This is a genomic window from Leptolyngbya sp. FACHB-36 (assembly GCF_014695955.1).
Taxonomy (GTDB): Bacteria; Cyanobacteriota; Cyanobacteriia; order Leptolyngbyales; family Leptolyngbyaceae; genus FACHB-36.
In genome coordinates this window covers 1-9,986 of sequence record NZ_JACJPG010000681.1, presented here as the reverse complement: position 1 = coordinate 9,986, position 9,986 = coordinate 1, and the positions used below count along the sequence as shown (strand labels likewise).

The following is a 9,986-nucleotide window of genomic DNA, read 5'->3' as shown; positions in this document are numbered from 1 at the left end:
AACGCAAAAATCAAGCTCAAACGTTTGCCTGAACGTTTAGCACCTAGTTCCTCTAACCTTGCTCAGCACTGCAATACAGACTGGGCTTATTTCCCCTTAGTCTAAACTCCAGTTAGAAGAAAGACTTGGAGAGCACGATCAAGTTCTCACTGTTTCCCTTCTCCTAATGTGGGAGAAGGGGAACAGTGAGAACTTCAAAAGTGACATGCTCCGGGCAGCATCTACTTTCTAAATCAGGCTTCTACATTAGAAGTTAATGATGGTGGTGCCCATGCTCGTGGCTGTGGGAATGGTCGTCGTGATGGTGATGCTGATGCTGAGAACGAGGGGCAAGGCTGGGAGCCGCGATCGCCTGCTCGGACAGCAGCGCCTCGATTTGGGGATGTGCCCACTCTGCTGCCATCTGGAGAAACTCCGGTTGGTCGTTGACGCATTCCATCCGCACAAAGGTCACATCTGGGCGCTTATGATGCAGGCTGTGAATAATGTGATCCACGTCCAGCAGCGTTTCGTGGTTCTCGGTGGCAAAGCCAATCGGCATGAACACGATCGCCGTTGCGCCCAAATCCATCAGATTGCGCGCGGCTAAATCTGCGTTCGGCTGCGTCCATTCAATCAGTGGCGTTTGGTGGTTTAGCCAGCCCACAGAGATGAGCGGGTATCGATGGATCAGCTTTTCGCGGACGCGATCGTACAGCAGTTGGCTTTCGGTAATGCCGGACGTAAAGCCCTTTGCCTTGTGTGGACAGCCGTGGTTCATCAGCACGATGCCCGTTTGAGACGGCAGATGTGCAACCGCCAAATCGGCTTGAATTTTTTCTTCAACCAGCCGCGCCATTAAGTCAATATAGGCAGGCTCATTGTAAAACGAGGGAATGTAGCGCGTTCCCTTGAGCCAGTGGTTGGGTCCATCCGCCAGCTTCGTCAGCGCGTTGTTCACTTGCTCGACAGCGATGCCGCTAGTGAAAATCGAATCGACGACCAGCAGCGGGTAGATCAGCAGCTTATCAAAGCCCTGCGATTTGATTTCGGTTAACACTTGCTCTGGCAGAAACGGAGCGCAAAAGTTGAAGGCTTTGAAGACCTTGACACGATCGCCCCACTGCTTCTGCAACTCCTGCTCGATTCCTGCTCGCTGCTGCTCAAAAATTGCATTGTGGGGCGAGATGAACTGGTCGTGCTGGTGACTCCACTCGTGCAGATCAAAGACCGCTAACAGCTTCGCTAGCGGTGGGTAAACCCACGTTGGAACAGGAGCAAACTTCGCTGTCAGCAGATTGAGCGCTTGCTCGTTGTAGTTGGCGAAGTCTTCGTAGCTCTCGACTTCGCCGTAGCCCATGAGCAAAACGGCAACGCGATCCTGAGATGCAGATGCCTCTGATGATTGCTGGACTTTTTGGGGGGTAGCGACCACAGTCAATTCCTCGTCTCTGTAATATCTAAAAATCGCTTAACTCATTCCAGTCTGCTGTATGAAAGTCCACTGACTGGACGAAATACTTGCCAATCTCTAGCGTAACATCCCCTCCAGGGGGATAGGACGGCGCACAACATTCGTGATGATCGACTGCGATCGTTGCAGCAAGCATTCCGAAAATCCCCCATCTGAAGATAGAAGTGTTGCATCCGGTTGCCGTTCAATAAAGATACACGCTTGCTTAAACAACTCATTCGCTTTCGGTGAGCCATGCGCTTGATCATTTGCCCCGGTTTTCATGCGCCAGAACTGACGGAAGCGTTTCTGGCAGCGCTAACCCCGTCCATTGAGGCGATCGTCGTTCCAACGCAGCGCTGTCCTCCCTACTCGGGCGCGCATATTTTAGAGGTTCTTCACGAGGCTGCAATTTCTACAAGAGAGCCACTGATCTGGATTGGTTTTAGTGCAGGTGTTGTCGGCGCGATTTCAGCCGGGTGGCGATGGAAGCAGCAGGGTGGGCAGGTCGGAGCAGTGTTTGCGATCGACGGTTGGGGCGTGCCACTGTGGGGTGACTTTCCCATTCATCGCCTCAGCCACGATGAATTTACGCATGGGAGTTCAGCGCTTTTAGGTAGCGGTGGAGACAGTTTTTATGCTGACCCGCCAGTGGAGCATCTGGAGCTGTGGCGATCGCCAGATACTGCAGTGGGTTGGTGGCTGTCAGCAGAGCAGCCCCACAGGCGATCCCGTACAACCGCAGCCAGTTTTCTAACTGCTCTGCTGAAGCGATATGCCGGAAATGCAAGCGTTAGCGTTGAATTAAGCGAGTAGATGATCCCGACCGATCAGGGAACGCTAAAATGATGCGTCGCTGCGATCGGCCTTGTGCTGTATCAACGCGACTAGCGCGTTTACCCGATTAACCCGCACACTGGAAGGGAGAAATCTCCGCTGATCTCTAAACGGTTTTTTAAGCGACACAGCTCTATGGCTCCAGCCCGCTCCGACAGCGGTTTCGCTGCTCTGTTCAAAAATAAACCTTTCTTGGCGCTCTGGACTGGGCAAGTCCTTTCCCAAGTCGCCGATAAGGTGTTTTTGGTTCTGTTGATTGTGCTGCTTGACAGCTACAACGTTCCGCCCAACTGGGAAAACTCAGCCCAATCAATGGTACTGATTGCCAATACATTGCCTGCCATTCTGTTTGGTAGTGCCGCCGGAATTTTTGTAGACCGCTTTGACAAGAAGCAGATATTGGCAGGCTGCAATCTGCTGCGGGGGCTACTGATATTTGTGGTGTTAGTGCTTCCCAAAGAGTTTTCGGTGCTGCTGGCACTGGCCTTTGTGGAATCCTTGCTGACGCAGTTTTTTGCGCCTGCTGAACAAGCCGCAATTCCACTGCTGGTACCCAAACAGGGCTTACTATCTGCAAATGCGCTGTTTACGACCACCATGATGGGATCGCTGATCGTTGGCTTTGCGATCGGAGAACCGCTGTTGACCTTTTCACGATCGTGGGGCGAGTTTGGGCAGGAAGTACTTGTGGGTGGGCTGTACGTCTCGGCAGCCCTGGTGCTATACACGCTGCCGCTGCATCGGACCGGTGCCGATCCCCAGTTAGTGCCCGCTCATCCTTGGAGCGACTTTAAGGCAGGACTGGCGTACTTGAGAAAAAATCGGCTAATCAGCAGCGCGATGGTGCAGTTGACGCTGTTGTACTCAGTGTTTGCAGCGCTGATGGTGCTAGCGCCCCCGCTGGTGAAAGAAATTGGCTTAGAGCGGACGAAATTTGGCTCTTTGCTGGCGGCATCAGGTGTTGGCATGGTATTCGGCGCGGGTGTCTTGGGGCACTGGGGCGATCGCTTTCGCCACAAACCCTTACCGCTGCTGGGCTTCCTCGTTATGGCAATCTGCTTAGGCGTGTTTACCTTCGTTCACGACCTGCGGGTTGGGCTGGGGCTGAGCGTGCTGTTGGGAATTGGGGCGTCCTTTGTCGGGGTGCCGATGCAAACGCTGATTCAGCAGCAAACGCCAGAAGCGATGCGTGGTAAAGTCTTTGGCTTCCAGAACAACGTGGTCAATATTGCCTTGAGTCTGCCGCTAGCGATCGCGGGTCCGCTAACCGATACGGTTGGACTGCGCGCAGTGCTGGTTGGCATGAGCGCAATTGTGATTACTGTGGGCGTCTGGGCATGGCAGAATACGCGCCGCGTGCTACAAGACGCTTTGTGACGTCGCCTTATTGATACGATAAAAAGTCATGATGTCAGCGATCGTTGACACCTGAACTGGGCAAAACCAGGCTGAAAACGTTACCAATTCAGCATTTCAGTCTTCCGCTTGCTCAATGTAACGTCTATCGACAGCAAGCGCAAACGGTTCTAGACTAAAGGTCTTGCGCCTAATGCAGCATTCGATACAAAATTCTTTCGAGTTTGGTGAGGTTTCCCAAGTGCAACTGCAACGTGTGGCTGTAAAACGGGTGACTGGTGGTTATGCACTGATTGACAGTCTACGCCGTCACGGAGTTAAGCACATTTTCGGGTATCCAGGTGGAGCAATTCTGCCAATTTACGATGAACTCTACCGGGCAGAAGCCGAAGGCGGCATTCGGCATATTCTGGCACGGCACGAGCAGGGAGCCGCTCACGCCGCAGATGGCTACGCCCGTGCAACTGGACAAGTAGGTGTCTGCTTCGCTACGTCTGGTCCCGGTGCTACGAACTTGGTCACGGGCATTGCCACTGCCCATATGGACTCGATCCCAATGGTGGTTGTGACGGGTCAGGTTCCCCGAGGCTCGATCGGCAGTGATGCGTTTCAGGAAACTGACATTTTTGGAATCACCTTGCCGATCGTCAAGCACTCTTACGTGGTTCGCGATCCAAGAGATATGGCGCGGATCGTAGCAGAAGCGTTTCATATCGCCGCGTCTGGACGCCCTGGACCTGTGCTGATTGATGTGCCTAAAGACGTGGCGCAGGAAGTGTTCGACTATTTGCCTGTGGACTCGGGAGACGTGCGCCTGCCGGGGTACCGCCCGACGGTGAAGGGCAATCCGCGTCAGGTTTCTCAAGCGCTGCGGCTGATTCGGCAGTCGAAGCAACCGTTGCTCTATGTTGGTGGGGGCGCGATTGCAGCAGGTGCCCACGCTGAGATTAAGGAGCTAGCAGAGCGGTTTAACCTGCCTGTAACAACGACTCTGATGGGGATTGGTGCGTTCGATGAGCATCATCCCCTGGCAGTCGGTATGCTAGGAATGCATGGAACCGCTTACGCGAACTTTGCTGTGACGGAGTGCGATTTGCTGATTGCCGTGGGAGCACGGTTTGACGATCGCGTCACGGGTAAGCTGGATGAGTTCGCGAATCGCGCTAAGGTGATTCACATTGATATTGACCCCGCTGAGGTGGGCAAAAATCGGGCACCGGAGGTGCCGATCGTGGGCGATGTCCGCAATGTGCTGCTCGACTTGCTGCACCGCAGCACCGAAGAGGGCGACGTGCGCGATCCGCAGCGAAATCAGGCGTGGCTGAATCGGATTGCTCGCTGGCAAGATGATTATCCGCTGGAAGTTCCCCGCTATCCGGATATGCTGTCGCCGCAAGAAGTGATCGTGGAATTGAGCCTTCAGGCTCCAAACGCCTTTTACACGACGGATGTAGGTCAGCATCAAATGTGGTCGGCACAGTTCCTCAAAAACGGTCCACGCCGCTGGATCTCTAGCGCTGGCTTGGGGACGATGGGCTTTGGAATGCCTGCGGCAATGGGCGCGAAGGTGGCGTATCCCGATGAAGAAGTCATCTGCATTAGCGGTGACGCTAGCTTTCAGATGAATCTGCAAGAGTTGGGAACGCTGGCGCAGTATGGCATCAACGTCAAGACGGTAATCATCAATAACGGCTGGCAAGGGATGGTGCGGCAGTGGCAAGAAGCGTTCTACGAGGAGCGCTACTCGTCGTCGAATATGCTGCCGAGCATGCCCGATTTCGTCAAGCTGGCAGATGCCTTTGGCATCAAAGGCATGGTGATTCGATCGCCCGAAGACCTGAAGGGCGCGGTCGCCGAAATGCTCGCGCACAACGGTCCGGTGCTGTTAGATGCGCAGGTGAAGCGGAACGAGAACTGCTACCCAATGGTGCCACCCGGCAAGAGCAATGCTCAGATGGTGGGTCTGCCACAGCGCAAGCTGCTGGAGAAAGCTGTGGAGTTGGTCTACTGTAGCGACTGTGGTGCAAAGAACGTCGCTACGAACAAGTTCTGCCCAGACTGTGGCACTAAGCTGTAGTTGATTCTGATAGGGCAGGCGGTGCGCCTGCCCTATTTTTTAGACGGCTGTATGAGCCATGAATTCGTCCAGTTCAAGGATGAGCGATCGTTTCTCCTCGTCGCTGAGTAGAGTTGCCGTAAACGAATTCTTGGCTAATTGATAAATGTCCCGGTTGCTTAGATGCAGGGACGACTGAATTTCCTGAAAATTCTCGCCCACATAGCCGCCAAAATACGCCGGATCGTCTGAGTTGACCGTAATGCACAAGCCCAAATCCAACAGTTGCTTCAAGTTGTGATTGGTCATTGCATCAAATACGCAGAGCTTGATGTTAGACAGTGGACAGACGGTTAATGGAATCTGGTGCTCGATCAAATAGTCCACTAATTTGGGGTCTTCGATACAGCGCACGCCGTGATCGATCCGCGACACGCCTAGCAACTGAATCGCTTCCCAAATGTACTCGGGTGGACCTTCTTCACCCGCATGAGCAACGGTGAGAAATCCAGCTTCCCGCGCTTTGTCAAACACCTGCCGGAACTTCGACGGGGGATGCCCAAGCTCGGACGAATCTAACCCCACTGCCCGGATAGTGTCTTTGTAGGGAAGCGCCTGCTCTAGCGTTTCCATTGCCGATTCAGCACTTAGATGGCGCAAGAAGCACAAAATTGGGTAGGCAGAGACTCCAAGCTCGGTGCCTGCTTGCAGTGCCCGGTAAATTCCGCTATAAACCGTTTCAAACGGAATGCCTCGATCGGTATGGCTCTGCGGGTCGAAAAAGATTTCTGTATGGCGGACCTGCTGTGCGGCAGCGCGCTGTAAGTACGCCCAGGTCAGATCATAGAAATCCTGCTCGGTTTGCAGCACGCTTGATCCCACGTAATACACGTCCAAAAACGATTGTAGATTCTCAAATTGATAGGCTGCTCGAATTTCATCAACCGATCGATACGGCAGTTCAACCTGATTTCGCTCTGCTAACTCAAACATCATTTCGGGTTCCAGCGAACCTTCAATATGCAGGTGGAGTTCGGCTTTAGGAATGTTGTGAATGAATGATTTCATTGATCGTTCTCAATGGTTGGTTGAGTCTTTGCGATCGCGGCTTTGGGTGATCTCGTTCAGATGCTCTTGGGTCAGACGCCACAGCTTCTATGAGAGATCGTTCTTCCCAACGCGAATTATTTGAGTAGATTGTCTGCGTAGATTGTTGCAATCCCTTCTTTCAGCATTTCAATAGCTACCGTCATACGATTCGCTACGATGCTGTTTTGGTCGGCTTGACTCATCTAAAGCTTACCTTGACGATCGATCGCAAACTGTGTGGTGCGATATGGTTCATTGATACTCTGCTGAAGCATAATCTACGCTTCAACGCAGCTAAGTTATGAGCGCGTCATCAATCAACAGACGTTCGACTCGCCAAGTGCTCTAACGCCGTTTCTGTAACCCGACAAATTCGCCAATCGGGCAGTATCGTCGCGCCCATGCGTTCATAGAAGGCGATCGCTGGAGCGTTCCAGTCCAGCACGCTCCACTCTAATCGCCCACAGCCTTCTGTCAGCGCCCGCTGTGCCAGCGCGCTCAGCAGCGCTTTGCCAATTCCCAATCTGCGATACTCCGGCAGCACAAACAAATCTTCCAGATAGATTCCAGGCTTGGTCAGAAACGTCGAATAGTTGTAGAAAAATAATGCGAATCCTACGGCTTGATCAGCAACTTCTGCCACGATCGCTTCGACATAAGGACGGTTGCCAAACAAATGCTCTTTCAACGCATTGGCGCTGCCTATCACCGCATGAGACAGCTTTTCGTACTCTGCCAATGCTTGAATCAGGGTAAACAGCGCCTCTGTATCATCAGGAGTTGCCGAGCGCAGCGTAAATTGGGAAGAAGGGACCGTCATGGACAAGGCTGGAGTTGGGGAGGAAAGACGTGGTGAATGAAGCCGCTGATATTGTAATCCTGTCGAATGGACCGGGGGAAGTGACAACGTGGGTAAAGCCCGTTGTACGATCGCTGCGTCAGCGATTTGGCGAAGACCGCACTCGCGTCAGAATCTCCGTGGTGCTGTCTCCCTGCGCCAACGCTAGCGGTCAAGAAGCCGCGATCGCGCGTCGTTATCCAGAGGTCGATCGCGTTCAGGGGGCTGAGCATTTTTTTCCGTTTTTGCTGTGGGGAAAAACCGCAGAGCAGTGGGACTGGCATCGTCGTGGCGTCGTGCTGTTTCTGGGCGGCGACCAATTTTTTCCCGTTATCATCGGCAAGCGCTTAGGCTACCGCACGGTTGTTTACGCCGAATGGGAAGCCCGCTGGCACCGCTGGATCGATCGCTTCGGCATCATGCAGTCTAGCATTGCGGCTGAGGTTTCCCAGCCACTCGCCCACAAGTTTACCGTTGTAGGAGACTTAATGGCAGAGGCAGGTTCAACAGACACGGATGACCCAACCCATGATTCAGCATTCCAACGTTCAAACTCAACCTTAATCGGACTTCTCCCCGGCTCCAAACCTCTGAAACTCCTTCCGGGTGTGCCGCTCTGTTTGGCGATCGCGGATTGTATTTATCGCGCGAATCCAACTGCACGCTTTGGGCTTGCCGTCGCGCCGACGCTGACCCTGACTGAACTCGCTACCTATGCCAATCCAAACCACAACCCCTCGATCGCGCGATTTGGCTGGGGAGCCGCGGAGCTAGTCACGACCGACGGCTCACCCTACTTGAAGCTGCCATCGGGTCTGCAAATAAACCTGTGGACGGAGTTTCCCGCCTACGATCGACTGGCTCAGTGCGACCTCTGCCTGACTACTGTAGGAGCAAACACCGCAGAACTAGGATCGCTGGCGGTGCCGATGCTGGTGCTGCTGCCGACGCAGCAGATGGAGTTGATGCGAGCGTGGGACGGCTTACCCGGACTGCTGGCAAAGCTGCCGGGCGTTGGAGGCACGATCGCCAAAACCCTGAGTAAACTGGCGCTAAAACGTGCTGGACGATTAGCGTGGCCCAACATCTGGGCGCAATCCGAGATCGTTCCTGAACTGGTGGGCGAGTTGCAGCCAGCCGAAGTCGCCGCGATCGCCTTGGACTACCTCAGCCACCCAGACAAGCTACAGGCGATGAGAGCGCGGCTACGATCGGTGCGTGGCGAGCCGGGTGCGTCAGAAAAACTCGTGCAACTGGTGTGGGAGGAGCTAGCTGAGGTAGCCTCATATCATGCCATCTAGCGATTCACCAACGACTACAGGCAACCGCAGATAGGACGAACGATCGCCGCCGCTAAACACCGTAACGGTGATGATTTGCTGATCGATCAGGCGCGTTTCTCCGGGAGGCGCACCGCTGCCCGCATTCACCGGATATGCAGGAAAACACGCGGCGCTGAGGCTGAGACGGAGCGCGTGCCCGCGTCGAATACACGCGCAGGTTGCTTGTAGCGTTACCTGAACATCCGTCCGAGCAGACTCAATTCGCACATAGCCCTGCGCCAAATTGTAGACGCTGCCGTTGGGGTAAACATTTGAAAGAACGGCACAGACATCGAAGCTGGGGGCATCCGCCGCGCAGAAAAGAACCGCAACCGCCTCTCCAGCCAGATGCAGGTCCTCGTTCAGCGGATCGGTGGTGTAAGTGAGAACGTCGGTGCGGCAGTCGAGGCTAGCACGATCGTGGGGACCCGTGGGGATTGAAGCGTGACCACCCAGGGAAGGGACAGGTCGCCACGGGTCGTGGACCAAGGGATCGGCAGCGAGGGAATCAGGGGGTGAGGAGATTAGGGTGCCTTCGCGATCGCTCATGCTAGCGAGTCCAGAGCTGGCGAGGTAAACGGGAGTGGGGGTGGCAAGCGTCCAGCGATCGACGCTGCGCCAGTGGTTTGACCCCATCTCAAAGAGCTGCACGGGCGACTCGTTCAGGATGCCCGTGTTCAGGTTCTTGAGAAACTGGTCGAACCAGCGGATTTGCAGACGATCGCACGGACTCGCCGCGTCGGGTCCAAAGTCCAGAGCACCCACTTTGCGACCCCACGGTAGGTGTGCCCAGGGACCCACGAGAAGCTGCTGGCGGTAGGCGCTTCGATCTGCCATTGCCTCATATAGATGCAGCGTGCCGCGCAGATAGGTGTCGTACCAGCCCCCAATATGCAGCATCGGCAGGTCCACGTCCTGCAAATATGTTTGGGGAGACAGAGCGTCCCAATAGTCGCCAGGGTTGGGATGATCTAGCCACTCGTGGTAGAAGGACTCTGGCGCGAGGGTTTGCAGCAGGCGCGATCGAGTTGGAATGGCGTCTTCAAGCGGTAGATT

At 54.5% G+C, this 9,986-nt stretch carries 8 protein-coding genes; 4 read left to right on the top strand and 4 right to left on the bottom strand.

Annotated features, from left to right (window positions below; genetic code table 11):
• Window positions 1–253: 253 nt before the first annotated feature.
• Window positions 254–1,414, bottom strand: a complete 1,161-nt coding sequence (locus H6F43_RS21420; protein WP_190345196.1) for a ferrochelatase — start codon at window positions 1,412–1,414, stop codon at window positions 254–256.
• Window positions 1,415–1,687: 273 nt separating this feature from the next.
• On the opposite strand from H6F43_RS21420, the gene H6F43_RS21415 reads away from it, so the two are divergent.
• The 3 genes from H6F43_RS21415 to ilvB all read left to right on the top strand — a co-directional run bounded on the left by H6F43_RS21415 (window position 1,688) and on the right by ilvB (window position 5,702).
• Window positions 1,688–2,248 (top strand): hypothetical protein, encoded by a 561-nt coding sequence (locus H6F43_RS21415; protein WP_190345195.1) that lies wholly within the window; start codon window positions 1,688–1,690, stop codon window positions 2,246–2,248.
• 156 nt (window positions 2,249–2,404) lie between these two features.
• Window positions 2,405–3,646 (top strand): MFS transporter, encoded by a 1,242-nt coding sequence (locus tag H6F43_RS21410; protein ID WP_190345194.1) that lies wholly within the window; start codon window positions 2,405–2,407, stop codon window positions 3,644–3,646.
• Between the two features lie 220 nt (window positions 3,647–3,866).
• Window positions 3,867–5,702: a biosynthetic-type acetolactate synthase large subunit gene (gene ilvB, locus H6F43_RS21405; protein ID WP_190345193.1), complete on the top strand. Its 1,836-nt coding sequence runs from the start codon at window positions 3,867–3,869 to the stop codon at window positions 5,700–5,702.
• 39 nt (window positions 5,703–5,741) lie between these two features.
• On the opposite strand, the gene H6F43_RS21400 is transcribed toward ilvB, so the two are convergent.
• On the bottom strand, window positions 5,742–6,749 hold the full coding sequence (locus H6F43_RS21400; protein ID WP_190345192.1) for an adenosine deaminase: 1,008 nt from the start codon (window positions 6,747–6,749) through the stop codon (window positions 5,742–5,744).
• Window positions 6,750–7,083: 334 nt separating this feature from the next.
• The gene (locus H6F43_RS21395; protein ID WP_190345191.1) at window positions 7,084–7,590 is read right to left on the bottom strand and encodes a GNAT family N-acetyltransferase; all 507 of its coding nucleotides are present in this window, start codon (window positions 7,588–7,590) and stop codon (window positions 7,084–7,086) included.
• Between the two features lie 29 nt (window positions 7,591–7,619).
• Between H6F43_RS21395 and H6F43_RS21390 the strand changes: the two genes are divergently transcribed.
• A complete protein-coding gene (locus tag H6F43_RS21390; protein ID WP_190345190.1) occupies window positions 7,620–8,909 on the top strand; it encodes a lipid-A-disaccharide synthase in 1,290 nt (429 codons plus the stop codon).
• On the opposite strand, the gene H6F43_RS21385 is transcribed toward H6F43_RS21390, so the two are convergent.
• A partial coding sequence (locus tag H6F43_RS21385) for a CocE/NonD family hydrolase (protein ID WP_190345189.1) occupies window positions 8,892–9,986 on the bottom strand: 1,095 nt, incomplete at its 5' end. The two genes, H6F43_RS21390 and H6F43_RS21385, sit on opposite strands and share 18 nt — an antisense overlap.

Excerpts from the sequence above, each read along its gene's own strand:
- H6F43_RS21415 (WP_190345195.1), top strand. The coding sequence starts at position 1,688 with ATGCGCTTGATCATTTGCCCCGGTTTTCATGCGCCAGAACTGACGGAA.
- H6F43_RS21410 (WP_190345194.1), top strand. The coding sequence starts at position 2,405 with ATGGCTCCAGCCCGCTCCGACAGCGGTTTCGCTGCTCTGTTCAAAAAT.
- H6F43_RS21400 (WP_190345192.1), bottom strand. The coding sequence starts at position 6,749 with ATGAAATCATTCATTCACAACATTCCTAAAGCCGAACTCCACCTGCAT.
- H6F43_RS21395 (WP_190345191.1), bottom strand. The coding sequence starts at position 7,590 with ATGACGGTCCCTTCTTCCCAATTTACGCTGCGCTCGGCAACTCCTGAT.